This is a genomic window from Candidatus Hodgkinia cicadicola, assembly GCF_002774925.1.
This window is the reverse complement of the sequence record NZ_NXGO01000041.1, coordinates 1-25110: the sequence shown is the minus strand read 5'-3', so window position 1 is coordinate 25110 and position 25110 is coordinate 1. Positions and strand designations below refer to the sequence as shown.

Annotated in this window: 18 protein-coding genes; 11 read left to right on the top strand and 7 right to left on the bottom strand. The window is 31.6% G+C overall.

Annotated features, from left to right (window positions below; all coding sequences use genetic code 4):
* Window positions 1-182: 182 nt before the first annotated feature.
* Both MAGTDC_RS02255 and MAGTDC_RS02250 read left to right on the top strand, forming a co-directional pair.
* A complete protein-coding gene (locus MAGTDC_RS02255; protein WP_192572891.1) occupies window positions 183-407 on the top strand; it encodes a hypothetical protein in 225 nt (74 codons plus the stop codon).
* Between the two features lie 406 nt (window positions 408-813).
* Entirely contained in the window at window positions 814-993 is a 180-nt protein-coding gene (locus MAGTDC_RS02250) for a hypothetical protein (RefSeq protein ID WP_146656534.1), read from the top strand.
* Between the two features lie 51 nt (window positions 994-1044).
* On the opposite strand, the gene MAGTDC_RS04665 is transcribed toward MAGTDC_RS02250, so the two are convergent.
* The 3 genes from MAGTDC_RS04665 to MAGTDC_RS02245 all read right to left on the bottom strand — a co-directional run bounded on the left by MAGTDC_RS04665 (window position 1045) and on the right by MAGTDC_RS02245 (window position 6170).
* Window positions 1045-1206: a hypothetical protein gene (locus MAGTDC_RS04665; protein WP_278046842.1), complete on the bottom strand. Its 162-nt coding sequence runs from the start codon at window positions 1204-1206 to the stop codon at window positions 1045-1047.
* 2228 nt (window positions 1207-3434) lie between these two features.
* Window positions 3435-3578, bottom strand: a complete 144-nt coding sequence (locus MAGTDC_RS04660) for a hypothetical protein (protein ID WP_192572893.1) — start codon at window positions 3576-3578, stop codon at window positions 3435-3437.
* A 2076-nt stretch (window positions 3579-5654) separates the two neighbouring features.
* Window positions 5655-6170: a hypothetical protein gene (locus MAGTDC_RS02245; RefSeq protein WP_192572894.1), complete on the bottom strand. Its 516-nt coding sequence runs from the start codon at window positions 6168-6170 to the stop codon at window positions 5655-5657.
* Between the two features lie 2182 nt (window positions 6171-8352).
* Here MAGTDC_RS02245 and MAGTDC_RS02235 point away from each other — a divergent pair.
* Both MAGTDC_RS02235 and groL read left to right on the top strand, forming a co-directional pair.
* Window positions 8353-8622 carry a hypothetical protein gene (locus MAGTDC_RS02235; RefSeq protein WP_146656525.1) on the top strand — a complete coding sequence of 90 codons (270 nt, stop codon included), beginning with the start codon at window positions 8353-8355 and terminating at the stop codon, window positions 8620-8622.
* Window positions 8622-10238: a chaperonin GroEL gene (gene groL, locus MAGTDC_RS02230; protein ID WP_146656535.1), complete on the top strand. Its 1617-nt coding sequence runs from the start codon at window positions 8622-8624 to the stop codon at window positions 10236-10238. Before MAGTDC_RS02235 ends, groL begins: the two co-directional genes overlap by 1 nt.
* 768 nt (window positions 10239-11006) lie before the next feature.
* On the opposite strand, the gene MAGTDC_RS04655 is transcribed toward groL, so the two are convergent.
* A complete protein-coding gene (locus MAGTDC_RS04655; RefSeq protein ID WP_192572895.1) occupies window positions 11007-11144 on the bottom strand; it encodes a hypothetical protein in 138 nt (45 codons plus the stop codon).
* A gap of 190 nt (window positions 11145-11334) precedes the next feature.
* Window positions 11335-11475, bottom strand: a complete 141-nt coding sequence (locus MAGTDC_RS04650) for a hypothetical protein (protein ID WP_192572896.1) — start codon at window positions 11473-11475, stop codon at window positions 11335-11337.
* A gap of 1111 nt (window positions 11476-12586) precedes the next feature.
* Between MAGTDC_RS04650 and MAGTDC_RS05555 the strand changes: the two genes are divergently transcribed.
* From MAGTDC_RS05555 to metH, 3 genes are all read left to right on the top strand, one after another.
* The gene (locus MAGTDC_RS05555) at window positions 12587-12718 is read left to right on the top strand and encodes a hypothetical protein (protein WP_278046844.1); all 132 of its coding nucleotides are present in this window, start codon (window positions 12587-12589) and stop codon (window positions 12716-12718) included.
* Entirely contained in the window at window positions 12702-13496 is a 795-nt protein-coding gene (locus MAGTDC_RS02225) for an inositol monophosphatase family protein (RefSeq protein ID WP_146656526.1), read from the top strand. Before MAGTDC_RS05555 ends, MAGTDC_RS02225 begins: the two co-directional genes overlap by 17 nt.
* A 66-nt stretch (window positions 13497-13562) precedes the next feature.
* Window positions 13563-17144: a methionine synthase gene (gene metH, locus MAGTDC_RS02220; protein ID WP_146656527.1), complete on the top strand. Its 3582-nt coding sequence runs from the start codon at window positions 13563-13565 to the stop codon at window positions 17142-17144.
* Window positions 17145-17213: 69 nt separating this feature from the next.
* Here metH and MAGTDC_RS02215 read toward each other — a convergent pair whose 3' ends face one another.
* Window positions 17214-17411 carry a hypothetical protein gene (locus MAGTDC_RS02215; RefSeq protein WP_146656528.1) on the bottom strand — a complete coding sequence of 66 codons (198 nt, stop codon included), beginning with the start codon at window positions 17409-17411 and terminating at the stop codon, window positions 17214-17216.
* 146 nt (window positions 17412-17557) lie between these two features.
* Between MAGTDC_RS02215 and MAGTDC_RS04645 the strand changes: the two genes are divergently transcribed.
* Window positions 17558-17749, top strand: coding sequence for a hypothetical protein (locus tag MAGTDC_RS04645; protein WP_192572897.1), 192 nt, complete (start codon window positions 17558-17560; stop codon window positions 17747-17749).
* 80 nt (window positions 17750-17829) lie between these two features.
* On the opposite strand, the gene MAGTDC_RS05550 is transcribed toward MAGTDC_RS04645, so the two are convergent.
* Window positions 17830-18039, bottom strand: a complete 210-nt coding sequence (locus MAGTDC_RS05550) for a hypothetical protein (protein WP_146656530.1) — start codon at window positions 18037-18039, stop codon at window positions 17830-17832.
* Between the two features lie 1443 nt (window positions 18040-19482).
* On the opposite strand from MAGTDC_RS05550, the gene MAGTDC_RS04640 reads away from it, so the two are divergent.
* The 3 genes from MAGTDC_RS04640 to MAGTDC_RS02195 all read left to right on the top strand — a co-directional run.
* Window positions 19483-19647, top strand: coding sequence for a hypothetical protein (locus tag MAGTDC_RS04640; RefSeq protein WP_192572890.1), 165 nt, complete (start codon window positions 19483-19485; stop codon window positions 19645-19647).
* Window positions 19648-20402: 755 nt separating this feature from the next.
* The gene (locus tag MAGTDC_RS02200) at window positions 20403-24329 is read left to right on the top strand and encodes a DNA-directed RNA polymerase subunit beta (protein WP_146656531.1); all 3927 of its coding nucleotides are present in this window, start codon (window positions 20403-20405) and stop codon (window positions 24327-24329) included.
* Window positions 24330-24338: 9 nt separating this feature from the next.
* Window positions 24339-25110 (top strand): DNA-directed RNA polymerase subunit beta' (locus MAGTDC_RS02195; RefSeq protein ID WP_278046931.1); only part of this gene is annotated, 772 nt, incomplete at its 3' end.

The window sequence follows — 25110 nt, the reverse complement described above, 5'->3', positions numbered from 1 at the left end:
TAAATGGTTGAGTAATAACGATCGGTCTATAATGGTATATTTATAAGTATGGTTAACAAATTCATGGTCTGGTTGTTGTAATAAGATGTTGAATTCGGATCTGTGTTTGAATATTACAAAGAAAGATATTATGTAGGATCCGAACAAGGTAACAAGATAAGTTAATAACAAAATATCAATTTATGTTAAGTCCAATATCGAGCATGTTGTGGTTGTTGGCAGATTATAGATGGTTGGTCTTTCACATGTTTGTTTCATTAGAATCTTTCGATGCTGTTTGTGAACAAGAAGATGAACGAGAATATTATGAGAACTCTGATGAGGAAGTCGATGATGACGACGAAGACTATGAGGAGTATGAAGAAGATGGCAGTGAACACGGAGTCAATAAAGGAACCGATGTGTAAACATCTTCGATTAATCTAAGTTTATTAATAATTATTGATGTTAATGACATAAATATGTTCCCGATAGTAAGTACATTTTGTTGTAATCAAACGATGGGATGTTGGTTCGGAGCCATTTGTTCGGATACTAAATGTTTCTAAATGGTTAACCAAACTGATCATCAAACAAAGTCAATGTTAATGATCGGTAATGATCTAGTGGATTAATACTACTTTGATTGAAACATCCGATGATATAAATAAATTTAATTACAACAACCACTTCTATTATCGATCAAATGATATGGGTTTACAATCACATTGGCAATAATGACCGATAACATTTAAACATCAACGTTGTGTTGGCAACGGGTAATCTCCGTGTTGTTATTGGCATGTTGAAATGGACCGATGAAATAGTAACAACATGTACTTGGTTAATGGCATTAACATCAATGTTCCATGTTTACATCAAGCCAAATGGTCATATGTAACCTATTTGATTTTGGTTATACCTTCAACTGTTTATTTAATAAAACGAAGAAATATATGAGTGGTTCCAGATGACATTAGAGTACCGATGTTAGGATGGTCATTGAGGTTATAACAAAATCTTAACAACGATGTTGGTACCAAACACCATTATTTCGATGTATAACTAACAACCTGATCACAAGGTTGTAACTGATCCGAAGATACCAATGTTTCATAAATGATTTAGATAATCTGTTCCAACGTTCATACTGATAACAGGTTTTAAATCAATGGATAACACAGTTCTGTTCGATCTGATAATTCTCTTAGTGTCCATAAGAATCATCCTAACACTATCATGTATGAGTAAACAAAACAGTGATTAATACCTGATTAGTGATAGGCTGTTGGGTTTCATGGAAAGTAACAACGTTCAGTGACGAATATAAATCCTATCGATTACCAGAAACATGTTATTAATGACTTAAGAAAACAGATCGTGAGAATGATTAATCCGTTGAACATAAAACATCTTCAATAGTTTAGACCGATCCCAATTATTACCAACATACAACATATAACTGATCGGGTTATAAACAAACATCGGAGTTTTTATCAACATTTAACTAATTTTATCAAAAACAAACAAAACAACATATAAAACAGAGATATTATAACCAATATAACCAGATCAATACCTTCTTAACAATAAAACGTTTACATCTTCTGATTCACCATCATCTTTACGTTAATATCAATCTTAATTTAGTAAACACCACAACAATCTCAACATTTCATATCAATCTATATCATACAAATCCATAACCTCATTTGTTTATCTTAACTTCAACATATATTTTATCATCTCAGTTCGTTTAACTCTTACTAATAACCGTTTCCTTTTTCTTCTCATCATGATTAGATACTTCTCTTGATCTTCTCATGTCTAAGTCATCGTTTGTTGCCTCCAATGTAACAAGTATTTGTTCCGTTCATTTAATTTACCAATTACATATTTATCATATTTATCCATTTCTTGATTACTACCTGTTGTTATTCTTAAAAACCAATTACAACATTGGTGTGATCCAATTACTCTTACCATACTTCTCTTCCAACTACATCGGTATTTATATTTATCTGTATACTCATGGATTATTTCTAATGGCTAACAAAGATGTAACTTCTATCTTTTAAACGTTTGGACTGGTCAATACCAAGTCAACATTGGTTTATCTAACAAAATCCTCAAATAAAACCCATATCTGTTCAATGTTATCGAAAACAACATGACATCAATGGTTTACATTTCATCGATAAAATCTTATCATTCGATCCAAGATCGAACATCTACCATCATGAACTTATTACCTCTTTCCTGGTTATCTCTACTTATTACATCTGTTTGCTTGATCGGAATTTAATGTAAACGTTGTAAGTAGTTTACTCATTAATCGGGATAATAACAACATGTTCGTGTTTGTTTTCGTATTAACGAACCACATTAAACAAAATGGTAACAACAGGTAGTTGTTTATTCGATTAAAACAAACATGGTGGTAATGGATTTGTTACAAAGAAACAAGTGGTTTTAACTGATATTAATACTATTATTGAAACCTATACCTGTTGTACTAATTGAAGTTAACATCCGATATAATCTCCGATATAATCGTTTTTGTTTAGGTTAATTAAACCAAACGAGTTGACATGATGTTAGGTGGCTAAATGTTTTTAATTAAAAGAATGGTACTGTTTGTTACCAATGATGTTAGAAATTGAAGTAATGGATTAAAAACCGATGAAGGTAGGATATGTGTTGGTTCTTTTAAAAGATTATAACCACGTTGTTCAACGACAACAGGTAGTTCCGACCGTAAACAACGGGTACGAAGATGTTCCTTTCTCTGACCTAAAAGGTTCGGTCCTCAATGAAACTTCTTAGTAATTACAATGTTTATCCCATGTTTCAGTTAATGGTTCAACAAACCTGTCGTTAAGTATACTAAATTCAGATTAGTTTTAATCCAATATTTATATATATATAGTTATAAATTACTTTAAGTTAAAATTGTACAACACAACAAAATCATCATGTTCGTTTTATTTTATTAAGATAATTTGTTTATTAATTAAAATGATGTGGTTGTTTTGATAAAATTCCATCACGTTTACGTCGATATCACCAATAGATTTTTTGATCCGAATCGTGTTGTTAACATTAAATATAAATTTATAACCGATGAGATTTAAACTTTACAACTTATCATTGAGATTATTTCATGTGTCTGTTCCCTTCTTCTACATTTAGACACAACTGTTACCACAATTTATTAATCCAGATATCATTGTAGACACCAACAAGTCGATTAATATTCTTATTACAAATCTATATCTTCCAATGTTAATGATACCCAATGTTGGTATTTCATGTAATTCTATTCATGGTAACATATCGTAATAAGATGTGGTTTATTAATGTTCTGATGTAAGTGGATGTTGTTACCAACGTCCGATGTTTCAATTTTAACAACCTTCAAGTAGTTTTCCATCATCTGTATTCATTGGTAATTGTTACAGTTTACATGAAGTGGTTTTATTCTCTAAACATTTGTATTTAAGATTACTTTGAAACATGGTAGTGTTTGATATTTCTCTGATCCATTGGATGTTTCAATTATCTGATTTATAACTTCTTTGTTCGTTTACAACACCCACCATATCGTCCCTGTTTACGGTTACCTAAACGTTATTAACAGCAACAACCGAAACAAGAATGATGTTGATTCGGATTGTAAGTTATTTGATAAATCAATATCCGATTCAATGTTTAACTAAACAACACAAATGGTTGGTATATTGGATCTGATTAATTATTGACAACAAAATTATAAATTAAAGTTTAATGTATATTGTTGTGGTTAATTAATAGTGTCACATTTATTTAATCGGTTGGTTTTTGTTGTTTTAATCCGAATCCAGTGATAATTTAATATATATAATCGTTATAAATATATCTCAAAGATGTATACCTCGGATTTTGAAGTGTAATTGAATTATTTAATCCTTTCATCATTATCATCAACCATAAACACATAAAAACAAGGTAATAATTGACTGATTTACATCTCCATTTATCATCTGGTATTAATTCGGTTCAATATCTCTGTATATATTATTGTAGACATATTTGTTTAACATCTATTTGATAATATCGATATAAATTGTTATACCTGATAACAACATACCAACGTTATAAGTTCTTTGTTATTTAATTAATTATACCCAACGTGATAACAACGTTGAAACACCATGTTTATACTTTTATATTGTGAGTTATTATAATCACTTCTTCATCATTTCGTTGGATCGATCGGATGTAATATCATCTTAGATTAATTTGTTTATGATTAAAGTTATATTTATTAATAATGTTAACAACATCCATGTTGGTATTTTTGATTAAATAATTAACATCCATTTGACATACAACAAATATGTTAACAGTTTTGTTTCTAATTAATCTGTGTTATACCTGTTCCATTCGCTTCATCGTCATCTCACTAACATCATGGACGTTGGTTTTAACATAAGTTCCATTAACAACATCCTAACCAGTTAATATGTTCATAAGAAATTAGATGTTATCGGTAACATTTTATTAAATCTTTGGTTATATATTGATGGTTGTTTTGATAAATATATCGGATAACCATGTTAATTCGATCGAACGTTGGTAACAGGTTTGATAGACATCATGGGTAATACACATAGATTTATTCTTTCCGATTTAATCCACCATTATTAGCGGTATAATTTTATAATGGTTGGTTATTGAAATTAAACAAAACTATATCTGATGGTTAATATTCTAATATCCTGTTATTAATATGGTTTTTGTATTGTTATTCAACGATTTAAACAAAATGTTGTAAGTGAGATAAAGATCTAGATTTTGTTATGGTTATTAAATGTGGCATGTCTGTTATGAACTAATTGGATAGTAATCGAACGGGAAGGTAGAGATGTTTAAAATGAACTATTTAATTAAATGGTTATAAGATTAATAGATTAAAAAAAACATTAACAACATCCTCCGAATTAGATGTTAATTTAACAATACGAACTTGTGTACTTGTTGGTTCGGAAGATTGGTAGTGACGTTTTAGATTAAACGTAATATATGTTATTCGTATTATATAAGTGATAAGAAACAACAAGTTATTGGAAATTGATGTTATCTGTTATGGTTATGATTTTAATGTATGGAATAATTTGATTTATATTCATATTCATTTATATGCAAACGGTTGTTAAATCCACAACATAGTGACATTAATTACTTCATTACTAGAACTTATTAGATAATGTCAACAATTAATTGTTTGGGTTGGTATAATGTTTGAGGTAACAACCTACATGTTAACAACATGTTTTGTACGTTTGTATGACAAAAGGTTGATTAAAACTTATTACAATTACAACATGTAGTCGATTATTAAGTTCGGAGATGTTTCAACGAGATGATTCATAATTAAGTATGTTGAATAGTACAGGATTTAGTAGACGTTGTTTATATTATATATTTGTACTGGTATTAAGGATATCTTAGTAGTTGGTAATTTATATTCAATTCAGTGAGTATATGTGTTCCGAAATTAAATGATTTAATGTTATTAAACCGATGTTGTTGATTCTTTGAAAGAAACAGAGATCGGTTAGTTAATTCATGGCAAGTTATAATGCCATTATTATCATCTGTGTTGTGATAAATGAGGAGGATGTTTAGTATTATTATTTAATGGTTGATATCATTGTTATATTTGATGTGGTCGTTAAATGTCTATAGTTAAGGTTGTTAAACATTATTTTGTTTCCGGTAAAGAAGTCAGAAGACATAATTTTAATGTAATTTGGTATTAAGTCTGTATTACTTACTGCAATAAGTTTAGATGTAATCTTTAAAAGTTTAGTACTGGATTTGTTTATTTTATCTTCAGCAACAAAGATAATAGGTATTAATGTCTTGGATAATTTATAAAACGTTTGATAATATTCAACATGTTGTATCTGCCTAGTCTTATTACAAATCTGATAATATTTTAGTATTACATTCATAATTATTTTATTGACCACAACGACCAACCTCTGTTTGTATGTAAGTTTCTTCATGATTCCATTTCCAATAAGTATAGGTATTACATGGTTGTTGGATGTTTTTATTGTTCCTGGTATAAAGTTGTTTCGTTTTGTTTTACAACATGGAGTACTACCTGTTTTATCTCTAGTTATTAGCTTAAAACAATTCATGTTCGGTTCCATCTATCAATTCTATGTTTTATTTATTCCGTTTAACATTAGTGGTTTTTACATCTGGTTTTGTTATGTTCTTGGTGTTGGATTTAAAAACTCCATCGAGTTTGTTTGTGATCACTGTTCATCGGATGTTTGTGGTGTATAAATGATGTGTTAATCGTTCCGTTAAGCATACAGATTTGTTGGTTAATTGATTGGGGATTTGTTAAAACGTTGTTACAAGTATCTATGATATCATCAGTTATTATTCCAATCCTTATCAATTGAGTTTAACTTATCTTACAACGTTGTTTTCTTTCAATTATATTACCGATTTTACTCACATTTAATCGTTACAACGTTTGATATCCTATCAGCGTTGGAGTTCAATCTTCGAGATCTGGAATCTGGATGCTATCGACATGATGTTGTTTAAGTTGTAGTTTTTGTTAATCTAATCACATATAATTGGTAATAATTCGATTCCTGAAGACTTGGTACGTTGGAACGGGTTAACAAACATGGTTCAATGTTGTTTAACAACGTGTATGCTATCGATATTGTCCGATAATTCATGAACTATGTTTAGATGTTACAAGAAATAATCAGTGGCTTCTATCTGGTTCTTGTTTAATATGGTACAAATGAGTTGGTAGTTAATATTATTCGTGTAACATATTGATCTGTTCGATTCATTTTACAACAACCAAAATTCTGATCATTGATTTATTAGTTGGTATTAGTTGGTGCCGATAAATGGTTGGATTAAGCAAATGTTTGGTCGGATGTTTGACTTGATACAACCATGGATTAACCGTTAATGAATTAAATGACATTTAATGGACTTATTCCAACAACGTGGACATGGATGTTGGATTTTGGTAATAATTCTATATCTGTTAATGAATAAATTTATCAGTTTAATTTAACATGTTTAAACATCTTCGGATGTTATCATGAAAATATTAATCACAACGTATAGTATTTTATATATATGTTAATGATGATTCGTTTATAATTATTAGTACAACGTTCGGTTGATTATCGTTTGTGGATTACATCGGTAATATATTTTGATTTATTAGTACTAAGTAATGGTTTATGTTTTAGTATATGTTTGATAGGATTTATATGGTGGGTTTAAACAGGTCAAACGTTGGTAGTAAATATGTTTTAATCGGTATTTATGTTGTTATTGTGGTTAATATTCACAGGTTACAACGTAGTAACGATTTGGATGTTGGTTTTAAGATTAGTAATTAATGAAGCGATTAGTGTTTTGGAATCATCGAGATATTGATGTTTATTTTCTTTATGGTTATGAGAAACAACAACAAAGAGATTCTTTTATTAGTTTGGTTTTTCCGTTGATAGTTTTATATTTATCAGATGGTATTCTGTATGTATTTATGTTTAATTTATGTGTGTGTTGATGTTGGGAGTGGGATCTTGATGGTTCAGTGTTGACATTATTGATGTTCGATTTAATGTTATTCGGATGTAAGTCATTGGTTATAAACAGTAATTGTTACATGTCTATGTGGTTTGGTTGTATTGCTTAAAACAACGTTTGTGGAGATAAATTTATCAGGTTGTTGTGTTTATGTTTATAACGTTCGGAGATTTTAATCAGGTTATTAAAGGAACCATTTTATCAGATCATATTTGTTCCATAATTTTGAATGATGTTAATAAATGGTACGGATTCTAATGTTTCGGAAGTTTATCAATGGATCCCATGATTTCGATGTAAAAATTCGGTCACGGTTGTTGCCAACAAGTTAACAGGGATGTAAGTATGTCATCGATATCCGTCTTATATTTTATCTCTGAGATATAAGTTTATTACGTTTTCTTTGAATTTTATAAACAAGTAATTGTTATTTAAGGTATGTGTTTACTCGATGGTGATAAAAATGAGACGGATTTATTATGTTGGAGGTTGATGTTAAACACATTAAAAAATTATAATGTATAGGTTAAATAGTTTGTTGATATTATACATAATATGGTAATTATCGTTGTATTGATATGTTGTTATATTGGTGTTATTATTATATTAAAAAATAAAGGGAGTGGTATACCGATTAAATTTATGATGAAGAATAACAACATCCAGTCATCATTAGCTAACATTTATGGTTTTCATCTACCAATCGGTTAACTAATTACATCCCAAGTCATGAACCGAACACCGATGTTAATAGTTTCATTTAACAAAACAATTATAACTCCGATTGTAAAAACAAAATTAACTTCAAAAGGTGTCATAATTCCAAACTCTAATGATTCAAAACTTTGTGTGGGTGTTGTTATCAGTTCAAATTCCGAACTTAAGACCGGAGATAAGGTATTATATATTAGAACAGAAAACCTATGTTACAACCTCAATTCACTAGAAGTAGACATAGTTAACACATCAGATGTTGTTGTGTTGTTTCGAACATCTTGTACCGAATGGGATTAATGGATAACTGTATTGTTTTCGGAAAAGAAGCAAGGGATGGAATATTGGAGGGTATAAACATGGTATCGAACGTTGTTAAAGTAACCTTAGGTCCGAATGGACGGAACGTTGTCATCGACAAAACAGATGGATCACCGAGAGTAACAAAGGATGGAGTAACAGTTGTTCGAGAAATTAATCTTAATGGAGGATTAATGAATACCGGAGTCAAGATGTTGAAGGAGGTTGCGGTTAAAACAAACGATGTCGTTGGAGATGGAACAACAACGGCCACAGTACTTACTCAAATGATGGTTAATGAAGGATTGAAAGCTGTTAATTCAGGTGCAAATCCAATAGATGTTAGAAAGGGAATGGCACTTGCGGTAGAGGAAGTAGTAAGGATCTTACAAGAAAATTCTAGGAAGGTATCTGGGTTAGAAGAGATTATCCATGTTGGAACAATTGCAGCAAATGGTGATAGGAGGATAGGATTGGACATCGGTGAAGCATTACAACGGGTAGGTAACGATGGAATAGTTACTGTTGAGGAAACAAAAGCCTTGGAATCTGGATTAGAATTGGTTGATGGAATGAGATTTGATAGAGGTTATATTTCAAGATATTTTATTCCCGATCAAACAAAGACAACTTGTGATTTCCAACATCCATATGTTTTGGTTTGTGATGAAAAGATAACGAGTATAAAATCAGTTCTACCTGTGTTAGAAATTATATCAGGAACCGATAATAGTCTTGTAATTATTGCCGAAGATATTGAAGGTGAAGCGTTAGCGACTCTATTGTTGAACAAGTTTCGAGGAAAACTGAAAATCGTTGGAGTTAAATCACCGGGTTTTGGTGACCGAAAGCAACAAATGTTAGAAGATATATCGTTGTTAACCGGTGCTCAGATAATCAGTAGTGGTTTAGGATTAAAACTGGAAGATGTTACCATCAGTCAATTGGGTAAAGCAACACGAATAGTTGTGGATAAAGATACTACCACCATCATTGATGGGTTAGGTGACAAGGTTGAATTACGGAACAAAATAAGACAGATTAAACAACAATGAGATAATGTTGAGTCGGAGTATGAGAAGGAGAAATTACATGAACGATTGGCAAGATTGACTGGTGGAATAGCCATGATAAAGGTAGGTGGATCAACTGAAATTGAAATTAAGGAAAAGAAGGATAGGGTTGAGGATGCATTGAATGCTACCAGATCGGCAATTCATGATGGTATTATTGCTGGTGGTGGTACAGCTTTGTTTTGGATATCGAAGAAGTTAAACATTGAACTTCCGAACAAAGACCAACAGATAGGACTGAATATTATCAAGGAATCTTTAACCATTCCTATCAAACAAATAATTATAAATAGTGGCATGGATCCTGATTTAATATTAAAGAACATTGAAGCTGAAAACAAAATTGCTTATGGATATGATGTTAGAGGTATGAAATATGGTGACTTAATAGTATTTGGTATTATTGATCCGGTTAAAGTAGTTGAAACGGCATTAAAAGAAGCGGCATCTGTTGCCGGATTGGTTGTTATAACCGAAGTGGCAATAGTGAACAAACCAAAACAAACAGAAGGATCCGCTTCCAAAGAACCATCGGACATATAGGTTCCATTCTATACCTAATATATTCATAAATTAACATTAATATTAAATATCTTGTCCAATTACTTATAAATATATATCGACATCACAGTTTTATATCCTATTTCTCATTATTTACAACATATATCCCAATCTGATTCATTGTTCTCATTACTACATCATCAACCAATGTTATTGGTGTTTCATTTATACCAAATCAATTAATGATTCAACATACATGTTAACCAACGTGAGTCGATATACGGTAACCTCTTCCATGGATCAACGAAGTCAGATATTCTGTTAGTCATTTATAGGATTAACATGGTTAAATTAATCGATCATTTCATCATGGTTGTTGCTATGTGTTAATTAATTCATTGTTCTAAATCTGTCAATCTGTATTCTCTTATTCGTGTTAAATTACCCGTCATATACCAAACACCATCATCTAACAACTACTTAAATCTCATTAAACGGACCAAAACATATGGTCCCATCGACTTGTTTACAAAAACAACAACCACACATTAGTAATTTCTTCATAACAACGTTGTAACAACACATTTGAAGGTATTATTCTAATTACATGAATGGTGGTTTTATACATCATATTATATGGTTATATCCTTGTTCATCTTTGAGATCAGCATCGTTTAACTTGTTATTTACTCTATAGTATCTAAGTAAACATTTTATATTATCCATATATATTTCATGTGTTATCCAAAAAAGAGACATAAGTGCCATATGTTTCCAACCCGTCCAATGAAACTACCAAGCATCTCATATCTAATCAATTACTAAATAAACATATCCTAATGATGAACTGAAACCAATGTTTATCATCTGATTCAATCAAATTACATCATTAGTTCAGATATATTTTATTGATTCAAACAATCCCATCATAATATCGACAGATCTCAATGTTTATTCCCAACCTCCATCCCATTAATAGCTAATCACTGTCACCATGTTGTTTCCATCATTGAATTAACCTCTTAGTTACAGTTATCATAACAGATATAAAAACAAATTAATTTACATACAACAATGAAGTGATCCGTGTTGTTCAAAACGAAGCAACTACATCCCATAAATCAATTTAATTAACATACTATATAGATCAGTTATCTGATCCTATCTTCGGATTATACAACATATAATTCAGACAATAACCTCCCATCAACTCATCGTCATATAAGCCAACACCCAATGAAACACAATCAAATGAATATCTCACATACGTTGTTCCCAATCATGGTTATAAAACTTACGAATATTATAGGATAGTTTATCAAACCAACCTTATTACAATTAGAAACAATTAAACCGATCTAAACAATCGGATATAACATATAAGATATTAACACAAATATATATAACACCCAAACGGTTGTTAATAATGTAAACAAACAGAATAACATCAGCATCATTGGAACAATGGTTTTAGCCAACATGTACGTGATTTCATTCATTGCCATTTAGTCATTAGTTAATCCAACATTGGATGTTTTGATTATTAAATTAATAATTACAGATAAATATGATGTTATGGTATCCGATGCCATGGTTTCAATGGTCCATATCCAACATCCAGATTGATGGTTTGTTGTTAGCAACACGGAACCAAATGTTATACTTACTTGTAAAATATATTAATAATTTGGTTACATACTGAACTTATCATCATGAAAAGGTTTCAATTCAAACATCCTTAGTGTTGATATAATTCGAGTATTCATTTATAAGTCCAACTATTCATCAACATTTTGTTTGGTATAGTTAAAACATCCCGATTACCATACTGTGTTATGTCATAATTATTACATCAAGTTACTTCGATTAATCAATTTAAGAGTCAATCAATTACTCCGATATACGATAAATGGCTAAACTTTATCTGATTATCTGTTAAACATGACATGATGTTAAGCTAAATTGATGTTTATAAATTACAACCTTGACGGTAAATCCCAACAATTCGAATTAATTATATCACATCTGACATCGAACGTTTGGTCCCAAACATTAACAACAACACACCAATCTTCAAACGTTTCATTTAAACCTACATTTATATATAGCCATTGATCGTAAGTTGTTGATTGATTTGTAATTAATTCATTGATCTGTTGGTTTTATAAATTCATCGTTACATATCGATCAGATAAAACGAGATCGACAACTTTCTCCTCTATAAACGTTGTGGTTGTTTCAACGTTCCAAACCATTATCAGAACATCAAGCTTAGTCAATGGTTTGTTAAAACCGTTTATCCGATTACCTACGTCTCAAATTAATCGCAGCGGAGCGTTAATCTTGATAGGTATTATTAATTCCGAAATATATCTCTTATAACTAACAACATGATTACTGGTTATTTAATCAATTTTAACAACAAAAATATGGTTACTAGTACAAAATGTATTAACAACTACTTCGATCCAAACGTAAAAACCATTACAACGTTGTCAAACATCCATGGAGTTAACATATAATTTTTATTTCAAGTTAATAAATGCCATTTTGGATAATGTTAGATGCCATACAAGTGATCTTGGTTTTCGCAATGAAATCGAGTTTATTTCAAAAGGTGGTGGTTACAATCCGGTAACAATATATGATAAAATTATAGAAAGTGATATAATTGAATTAATAAATCTGATAACTCCGAAGATAGAGGTTTATAGTGAGGAGTTCGGATGTTGTCCAAAAGGTAGCAGCATGTGAGTTGTTGATCCAATAGATGGTACAAAGTCATTTGTTAGTGGTTCACCAATATGGGGTACATTGATTGGTTTAATAAAAGATGGATCTTTTGTGTTAGGTGCTGTTGATCATCCGGTTTTAAATGAAAGATTAATCGCTATCAATGGTAAAACCTTTTACAAGAACAAAAACCGTGACTTTGTTTTATTACCGAAGATAGTTGACAACAAAATGTTAAACCAGTACGTCATAGCTACTTCTTCATCTAGCCACATGAATTTAAAGGAGAAACGAACATTTGATCGCTTATCGAAGAAAGTCCAACATGTGATACACGATTATGACTGTTATGCTTACACTTTGTTGGCAAGAGGATGTATAGATGCTGTTATTGATTGTAATCTTAAACCATATGACTTTGTTCAGTTAGTTCCGATATTGAAAGGAGTGGGATGTGAGATATATGATTGGCAAGGAAATGATACTTGTTATAGTAAAAGGATTGTAGTTTCGAAACCAGGTAGAATTAGACACAACGTTGTAAAGATATTATCGAAGGCATGTTAACATCATTATTGTTTCATATGTTTTGTTGTTCCGATCTTCATGTACGATTTGAAGATAAATTCTTAAGTGAATAATACCAGTTCAAACAAAACTAATGCTTATATGGCATTGTTAAAGTTAGGAAGGAAACGGAGGTTAATACTGGATGGTGCGATGGGTACTCAGATACAAAAGTTTAAATTAAAGGATAGACATTATGGTGGTAAACAAAACAGAGGTAACAATGATATTTTGAACATTACTCAACCAAGAGTAATCGAGAAGATACATCAGAGTTATTTAGAGGTTGGAGTAGACATAATCGAGACGAATACCTTCAATTCAAATCGAATTTCTCAATCTGATTACAACAACAACTGATCTTGTATAGAACTCAACAAACGGGCAGTGTTAATAGCAAAGAGAGCGAGGTTAAAGTATTCGTTTTACAACAAACGTCGTGTATTTGTTGCAGGTTCGGTTGGTCCAACAAATAAAAGCTTAACGGTACCTTCCAATGCATTGAAACCTGCATATCGAGATGTTTCATTCGATGAAATGGTAACAAGTTATAAACAACAGATTAACACATTGTTAAACATGGATGTAAACATTTTATTGATAGAAACTGTTTTTGATACAATAAATGCCAAAGCTGCATTGTTCGCTTACTTGGAGGTGTGTAGAAAACTAAAGACCGAACATGCTTTAGTAATATCAGTGACAATAAGTGATGCATCCGGAAGGACTTTATCCGGCCAAACTCTAGAAGCATTCTGGCATTCGGTTAGTCATGCCAAGCCATTAAGTGTTGGATTAAATTGTGCCCTTGGACCAGAACATCTAAAACAATATGCTTCCGAACTATCGAGTATTGTTGGTAAATCAATATGAGTATATCCGAATGCAGGTTTTCCAAACGAAGAGGGAAAGTATACTCAGAATCCCGATGATTTTGCTAAGCAGATTAAAAAATTAATAAAACATGCATGTGTGTTAGGCGGTTGTTGTGGTACCACTCCCAAACATATTTCGGAATTAATTAAGTTTAAATTATCAAACAAACCTTCAAAGGTTGTAGATGTTAGTACTAAATCCAATTGTTTGTTCTTAAGTGGATTAGAGCCGATGAAGATCAACAGAGATGGATTTTATGAAATCGGTGAACGAGCAAACGTATCAGGATCGAGTAGATTCAAGCACATGATAACTTCAGGTAACTATGAAAGAGCTTTGGACATCGTAAGACAACAAGTAGTACATGGAGCAAAAATTATAGATATAAACATGGATGATGCTTTGTTGGATTCGGAGGTAGAGATCTCAAAATTCTTGAACTTGATTAACACCGAACCTGATTTATCAGCATTACCAATTATGATTGATTCTTCCAAGTGAGGTACACTTTTGATCGGCATGAAGCATATACAAGGTAGAGGTATCGTAAATTCTATCTCACTTAAGGATGGAGACAAACAGTTCATAGATAAAGCGAGGTTGATCAAGATGCATGGATGTTTACCGATCACGATTGCGTTCGATGAAAGAGGACAGGCATCAAACGTTGAACAACGATTAGAGATTTGTAAAAGAGTACATGGATTGTTAACGAGGGAAGTTGGTTTTACCGATGAAGAAGTAATAATAGATTTAAACACCTTTGCAATAGCAACGGGAATTACAGATCATGATAGAAATGCTTTAGAATTAATCAACAGTATTAAGTTAATAAGTATAATTTATCCGAAGATAAATCTAGTGTTAGGCATATCGAATTTATCGTTCTCGTTCAGAGGTAACAACAAAATCAGAGAATCATTACACTGCATGTTTTTAAGATATGCTAAACTCGTTGGTTTAAATCTCGGAATTATAAACGTTCAGAATCAAATATCCTATAGTAAGCTTAGTGATAAGATTAGAAATTTATGTAAGTCACTAATATTAAACAACGTGCAGGTATCGATAGAAGAGATCTTAAACGTTTTCGGTACCAGGTTTAATGTTCTCAGTAATGGGGAGAATGGAAGTAATTGAAGGAAATGGGATGTTAAATCAAGAGTAATACATGCTGTTATTGGTGGAATTGATAAATATATTGAACAAGATTCAGTAGAATTAGCTAAAGACATAGGTGCGTTACGAGTTATAGAGGAGGTATTGATGGAAGGTATGGATATTATAGGTAAACTGTTTGGAGATGGTAAGATGTTTTTACCACAGATGATAAAAGCGGCAAGAGTAATGAAGAAAGCCGTAACCGCAATAACACCATTGATAAAGATCGGAAGTACTAAGAACAACAATGTGATAGTGATGGCAACGGTTAAAGGTGATGTTCATGATATCGGTAAGAATATTGTTAGTACTGTTTTATCGTGTAATAATTACCAGATAATAGATTTGGGAATAATGGTTTCTGCTAACGAAATCGTTCAAGCCGCCATTAAATATAAAGCAGATGCTATCGGAATCTCGGGTTTAATATCTCCTTCATTGGATGAAATGGTTAAAGTGGCAAGACTTCTACAAAGGAAATCATTGGATATCCCACTACTTGTTGGCGGTGCAACAACGAGTAAACTGCATACAGCAATAAAGCTTTACCCTGAATATCCTAATGGCATTGTGATACATGTCAAAGATGCGAGTAAAGCCGTTGATGTTTTGGCTAAATTGTTTAAAGGATCAAGAAGTACTTATATTAAAACATTGAAATCGGATTATGAGTTAATAACAGATATTTATAACAGATCTAAATTACAACGTTGTAGAATACCGTTTGAAACTTCATTAAATCGTTCGTTTAAGTTCAACAAACGAGTAGTTCCGAATGTTAATTTCATTGGTACAAAGACTAGTTGTGTTGGAAATTTAAAAGGTCTTCGTATTAAACATGGTTTTAATGAAAGTTGTGTGGTAGTGGCAAAAATAACAACACTACAAAAGAAGATGTTTAATAAAATGATCTCAGAGAGATGGGTAAGTATCAGAAGAACTATTGGCATGATGAAGGCCGTTAACAGACATGGATCTATTTGTGTTCTGAATTCAAATAACGTACTGATAGCCAAACTCCCGATGCTAAGACAACAACAAAACACTAACTTATGTTTAAGTTTAAGTGACTTTGTTGATGGTAATAATGATAATATTTCAATATATTGTTGTGTTGTTGGTATTGAGTCTACTTTAATACATCGATATTTCAACGATAGAAATCGGTTGCAATGTGCTTATGTTTTCAAAACAATTTGTGATAACTTAGTTGAATCATGTTCAAAGTCCACTTACGATACAATAAGATATCATGTTTGGGCTTATGCATGTAAACGTTCACATAGTGACATTGAAGGAAGACGAACAGGTATTAGACCAGCACCGGGTTATCCAATCATCCCAGACCATGGAATTAAACATAATTTATTTAGAATATTATCCTTGAAATCAAATATTGGTCTAATGATATCTGATGTCTGATCTTTTATACCACAAACCAGTATATTATCCATGGTTGTTGCCAACCCACATGCTGTTTATTTCGGAATAAAATATATAGATAAACAACAAATAATTTCATATTGTAAACAGCTAAAACAAAGTGTTAAATCAGTAGAAAGATCACTAAGTCCATTGATTTGTTATGTTCCCGAATCAATGTTAACATAATTTGTTAATACCATGGACGTTTACATCTAACTACCAAAACAAACAAGTTCCCATTAGAAACGATGTAAGTTAACAGTTCAAATCTTCTTGAACTATTCATTGTTCCATTTGTTTATTCAATTGATTGATAATCTTTGATTGTAACCATAACATTTGTAAGCATACTATCCAACATCTACTTCTACCCTGTTGTCATCCCATCGGTATACCAAACATTACTAAAACCAACATACTATTTGTTATTATTAGTCTATTATACCATCCCATTTGATTAAACAGTTACTACCATTGGTGTTGTTGTTTAATCACTAGGTTGTATGTTAACAAAGTTTATACATCCAATATGGTAGTCATTTTGTAACCATTTATGCATATGTTCTTATGGCAATCAGTGTTTCATCGATAATAACATAGTGGTAATATTACATCTAAATCGTTCAGACCAAATGTTCTTTATTTTAATAACACAATTACCATTTCGATGTTCCGAACCAAGCAACACCGATATAAATTCATTTAACATACGAACTGATTGTATCCGTTTGTTCAAGTTACAACGTTCGAACACCATCATGTGGTCAATTGATTCGGTTAGTGGTAATTAACTTAATAATACACTATTATAACAACAAACGAACGGTTACAACGTTGTAGGTAAGAACATCTTAAATAATTACAACACAAATTAAATATACCATTGAATATAGGTTAAGAATCTACCAATTAATATTCGGTTGTTCATGTAAATGTTATTACCACCGTACTCTATTGATAGCCTGATTGGTTTTATTAATTCAGTTGTTATGATCTGTTTCCAACGTTCCATTCTCTCATAATTTGTTTCCAATGCCATGTCAAGACTGAACTTATTCGAATTAAAACCAACACGACCCATCTATCTCTCCAATATTGTCGTTATTAATATTAAATTCTAAATCAACTAAACATAACAACAAACATGTACCAACGGTTGTGATTAATTGTTACCTAAATTCACAGCTATATCATCATCTTTATAATTTATCTAATTCAGACATACAAAATCCACATGTTATATTCTAATAAATCATTTATCTTTATGTCTTGTTCGACACCAACATTCATGTGATTAAAATATACAAGTTAGATATATTTAATTAAATTTACAACAAACCAACTCCTTGGTATTTCTAATGTAGATGTTTAACTGTAAATATTAGTAACGTCTTGATGTTTTCAATCAAATGATTCTAAATAACAGACCTCGATCCCATTGATCCGTTGGATGTTATTAACAGTGACATTAATATTAACATCTTCAATACCTTGAACCGAACATTTGAAACATTTAACACTGACATCATTGATGTAAATCTTCATAATTGTTTAAATGTTATAACCCAACGTTTACTAACCAAAAATATCAAACGATCAGATGTAATCACACATTATAACATGTTTGGACATAATTATGTTCCGATCGATTATAGCCATTAAATCATTAAATACAGATTAGGTTTAATTGATAACATGTGATTAACGTACAAAATTTCAATTGTTATATCGAAGTTGTTTGGGCGTTGTTGTTTGAATCACATCATTGGATCAGATAAGTTATTAAATCATTTTGTCATATGTTAGTAATATTAATTGGTCTAATTAAAACATTTCAAGATAATTCTATCAAGATTACTTAAACTTATAATTTAAAACATCAAAATATATGGTATGAATTTTGTTCTTCTAACATCAATTAATAGCTCTAATGATTTGTAATTATAGTTCGGTTATAACTTCCGTTCAAATCTTTAACTAAATCAGAAAACAAACATGCCAACATGCACATATTTATTTACTTCAAAGTACGGGTTGTTATGATTTTGTTTGATTTAATCGGATAGTAAATTATCATTGAAAACATCCATGCCACAATCGGTGATTGTACAAGTAAGAACAGAATTGTTATATATCGGGTAGAGATTAATAAATTGGAGTAAGTTGTATTATTTACTTAAGTTATTATATTTAGCATTATGGTATAATATGGCCGTTGTATTCTATGTTCTATACATTTGTTTTATGTAACAGTGTACCGTGTTGGTATTAACAAACATCGGAAGTAACCGATCTGTTATTAATCAAAATCCAAGTGTAATATAACTTCTTCTAAAGAAGTGAATAATCGGATGTAATTAATACCAATAAATTACATGAATGACAGATCAAACGGAGATAGAGGTGTTAACTATATTCTGTTGAGGTCTACAATCTGTGTTGTGGTTAGGATGTTTGATACCTTTTACTATCAAGCAAGTATCGGGAATTACATCGTATAGTTAAGACTTCATTACAAGGATCAATGACGATTAATCCGAAACAACATCCTGTTCTGTTAATATATAAAAACATCCCGATGATTCAGATGAAAACAAACGAAACAACCGAGATGTTAAGAGTTTTAATAATTGGTTCTTCTGATTGAAGCTTACGATTTAAACGAAACAAAATACCAACACCCAATTAAACTCCACCATGTTGTTAACCGAATGATGTTTATATTTTGGTTTGGATGAAGTATTCTATGTGATGGTATAATTTGATGGAAAGAAATAACATTTCTCAATGAGAACAACAATCGAATATACTACTAAATCATTAATTGTTTACTACGTTGGTCACAACGTTTGATGTGTCCGAAGCCAATGATTAGGTTTATAACAATTAACTCGATAAGTGTTAAGAGTAAAAAACAGATTAAATTAACATGAACTATTTGTTGTATCCAGTCTTTAATTGGATCAAGGATGGAATGATGATTTCGATAACATTGTCATGATAATATGGCTAAGAATTAGATAATTACAACGGCCAAACATGTAGACCTCCCTCTGATGACACATTAGACAGTTAATTAATAACATACCTGTTGTTGCCACTTAAACAACCAACCATTAATACCATGGTTCGAAACAACAAAGTAGTAAGTTGTTGTTTTGTGTTACTCATAGCAGTTCAGGATCACTTCGTTGTAAGTTTTGTTGATTTAAGTCATATTTATTTCGGATTAATTTATAAACAACATAACCATTAGATACATATTTTAATTAAAACATCTTGATAAGAACAGGTACGGATGTTGTATTCGTTGTAATTTAATGTCATAATGTTTATATATAAACCTCAGAATAATATTAAAAGATTTAACCAAACCAGATGTTGATGTAATTAAACCTCTTCGTATGTAAAAGAAAGAAAGATAAGAACAATGAGAAGGTAATAATGAAAGATAGGATTAGTTTAAGTGGGATTGTTAGTAACAAACCTGTAACAAATTTAAGAGAAGGAGTACAGAAAAGGTTATACAATAATGTACTATGAGGTTGTTATAACAACGAAGGAATAAAAATATCCAAGTTAGGACTAAACATCCAAGGTTTATTTCCATTCAGTATTGGGTGTTGGACGTTGGAATATGGTAGGATTGAAATATATATTTTATCAGAGATATCAAATGGTTTTGATTTAATCCTCGATGTTATTCGATATCAATCGTATAAAAACATAACATTTATACCTCAGAGATCGGAACTAAACATGTCACTAGTGATCTTACCAACACTTATGAGGGATAATGCGGTTCTTGTTGATGGAGTTAAGAAAACGTTGGTGTTGCAGTTAATAAGAAATATTTCTGTTGTATTTGATCGGGACAACGAGGTAATTAATATGGTAACAAGAAGTTCAACACATTTAAAAATCCAGGGATCAAGAATAAAATATGGTAACTGTAATTCGGATTTATTTGCTACAATGTTGTTGTTAAAATCAAAATATTCACATATACTTAAAAATATATCCGATCTAACACATCTGGTTTATTATAAGGGGCGTTGAATGAAGTTTGATTGGAAATGATCGAGTTTAGATATAAGTACTTCAAAGTATGGTCGAAAGAGATCATCCAGACATGTCAAAAACATAGTGGGATGTTGTTATAAAAACAGTGTTGTTTGTTCATGTTTTGTTGTTAACCAACTTGGAAATGTAATTGTCAACATGGGTGATAAATTAGATTTGGATATAAATCTTGTAACAAGACACATCGATGTCTTAAGGATTACAGAAACATCGAAACCATTTGTTTTAAAGTTATTTAAACACATCGGACGTTTGATAAGTTCAAATTTATGTTATGAAAGTGATATTGATTCTAAAACCATCAGAGATGTAGATTTAACCTTAATCGGAAGATGTACTTTAAATGATATAACATGTAATAACCAAGACTTTGGTTTAGATTTATTAACGAAGAAAGATTTGGTTTCACTTTGAACTAAACATACTATCGGAAGCACAAGTTTTAACTCGATTAATTGTGATATTAAAATTATAAAAGGTAGTGGTGATTATTTAACAGATATCATTTATAATTACTTAGCAAGTGTGTTGAACTCACAGGTTGTTGAACAATCATTGGAGTATCCCGAAGAAAGGTCCACAATCGATGACAACAATGTTGTTATTAAAACTCTTTTAGAATCCAGTGATCGAATACAAAAACATGTTGATAAATGTTTTAACTCATCAAGCCGTTGTCAGTATCTAGATCAAGTTAACAGTTTATCTGAATTATCTCATAAAAACAAGTTAATATGTATGGGTGAAGGTGGATTAACACAACAAAATGCTGATAATTATGCGAGAGATACCAAAAGGTGACACTTGGCCAAGATATGTCCGATTGAATCACCAGAAGGTCAGAACATTGGCTTAATTTTATCATTGACAACATATGCCAACGTTGATGTTAATGGTCATATAATTACTGGATATTTTAAAACATACAACGGATTAATCAGTAACAACGTTGTGTACCTGAATTACTACGAATGTAAGAATCTGAAAGTTTCGATGTCACATCGGAATGATTCAAACAAGTGGAGCTTATGTTTATACCAAGATACAACAATAGTTGTTGATAAGAGATCTGTGGATCTGACTTTAATGACCGAAGCTCAAGTGTTTTCATCTGCTGTTTGTTTGATCCCGTTTCTCGGACACAACGATCCAACGAGGGCATTAATGGCTGCAAACATGCAGAAACAAGCCATACCGTTATTGAAACCACAGGTTCCTTTAATTGGAACTGGTGAAGAAAACAACGTTATGAGGAATACCGGTGATAATGTCACAGCAATCAATGATGGTATGGTAACGGCCGTTGTTTCAAACAAAATTATCATTTATGAATCAAATAAACCAAAACATAGGGTTTACACTTTACCGACAATTGAAAAAACAAACCAAGAAACATGCCAAAGGATACGAACCGTTGTCAACCCTGGACAGATGGTAAGATCGGGAGATGTTATTGCCGAATGTCAATCAAGTTGTAATGGAGAAATGAGTTTAGGTTCCAACCTGTTAGTGGCATTCATGTGTTGACATGGTTATAACTTCGAGGATTCGGTAATATTATCGGAAAATGTTATCAACAAAGGTATCTTTAAATCAATACATATAATAGATCTTGAATCAAAGGTCATGAAGACTAAACATGGTGATGAATGATTAAGTGCCGATATAATTGAGATACCAATGAAGTACCGAAAACATCTAGATCCCAACGGGATAGTTAAAGTGGGTAGCAACGTCCAGGAAGGAGATGTGTTAGTGGGCAAGTTAGTTCTTAGGGATGATGAAGGAGGGAATAGAGATGTACTTCTTGATGTACATGAGGTTGTTAAGAAACCACAACGTTGTTATAACAAGGTAATTAAAATTGGTACGGATGTTGGAATGGATGAATCTGATGAATTAGATGATGGAAGTGAACAGGTTATTGAAGATGGAGGTAATAAACTTGATGTTGGTGGGTTGATTAGTGATATAGGAGATGATGGTGGTGGTTGGAGTGTGGATAGTGCATGTGATGATGAGGAGGAAGGATGTTCTATTGATCTATCGAGTAATGTTTCTCTTAGAGTACCGAATGGGATAGAACATGCAACAGTTATAGAGGTAAAGAGGATAAAGTTAAATGAAGGAAATGATGGTTATGATGGGGCATACGAGGAATGTTTATGTCATTACAACATGGTGACCAACAAATACATAAAACGATGTTCTTCGTTGTTACAACGGAATATGGCTGATTATTTATCAATAAAGTTACCATTTACATCAGAGGATAACTACATTCGTAATGCATTATCATTTCTATTCAAACATTATTTAAATTATATACATAAAATCGGAGATATATTACTCGATAAGTTAACCAAACGTTTGAGCAGTAATGATCCGAATGATGAGTCGAGAGTACTAGAAGTCATTAAGATTAAATTGTTTATGATAAAATCAATTAAGGTTGGTGATAAGATATGTGGACGGCATGGCAACAAAGGTGTGATATCGAGGATAGTTCCGAAGGAGGATATGCCATTCATGGCCGATGGAACACCGATCGATATTATATTAAATCCCTTAGGAGTACCATCTAGGATGAACATCGGTCAGATATTGGAAGCCAACTTTGGCTTGATCAGTTATAAATTAGGATTAGAATTCAAGAACATATTAAACATGTATTATAAAACGAATGATGATCGGATATTGGAACAGGTTATACCAAAGCTTACTGAATTATATCCGAATATAAATAACTTAACAAAAGATATGATCTTGGTTTTGTTGTCTGAATTATCACAAGGAGTAAAGATATCTTGTCCGTTGTTTAACTTCTCATTCGAACCATGTTTGAAAGATTTTAACAAACGATTAACGATTGATCTCAGTGGTAAGCTTCAGCTGTACGATGGTGTTTCAGGTTTGCCATTCAAAAACAAAACTACTGTTGGTATTATATATATTTTTAAGTTAAATCACTTGGTTGATGACAAAATCCATGCCAGATCAACAGGTCCTTATTCGATTGTGACACAACAACCTCTTAAGGGAAAGTCTCATAAAGGAGGACAGAGGTTAGGTGAGATGGAGGTATGGGCGTTGCAGAGCTACGGTGCTTCATATTTTCTAAGAGAATTAATAACTGTTAAATGTGATGACATGTTAGCAAGATCCGAACTCAAAACTAACATCCAACATGGTAACCTAAAGTATAAAGCATATCGAAATGAAGGTGTGTTTGTTTTAATTAAGGAATTATTCGCTATGTGTATCGATATTAAGTTAAAAATAGAATAATGTTATCAAATGTTTGGTAAGGATATATTAAGCATTAAATTCGAAATAGCATCATCTGAGACCATACTGTCTTGGTCATATGGGGAAGTACGTAATGGTAATAGTTTTGATGATGATGGCAAACCGATTATGGATGGTCTGTTTTGTCCAAAGATATTCGGATCAAGGAATAAAACCGAATGTTTATGTAAGACACCGACATTAACTCAATCATTTGATTGTATGGTATGCCATGTATATTTAGGTGGAAATACAACAAAAACACGATCAAGGTTCGGACATATTAGTTTAGCAACACCCATGGTTCATACATTGTTTTATAAGACGATGCCAAACATCCTGAGTTCGTTGTTAAATGTGGACGTTGAAAGAGTTCGGGATTTAGTTAGATGTAAACTTCATGTCATCAGACGATGTGATACAGGAGAATTTAAACGTGGTCAAATTATATCGAGAGAAATCTATAGCAAGTTATGAATGAAGACCGAAAGTTATGAGGTCGAATCCAGTGGTAATGCCATAACGTTGTTGTTATCGATGATTCAGTTAAAAGAACTCAAACGATCCTTAATCGACAGTAAACGTAATGTTAAATCGATAGAAATATTGAACGATGTAAACGACAAGATTGAGATAGTGGATTGAGTTATTAACAACAAAATGTCATTGAATCTAATGGTGATAAACGTCTTACCTGTTTTACCTGCTGAATTAAGACCATCTGTGGTTTTAGATGATAATACAAAAGCAAGTTCCGATTTAAACGAGCTATACAAAGGTG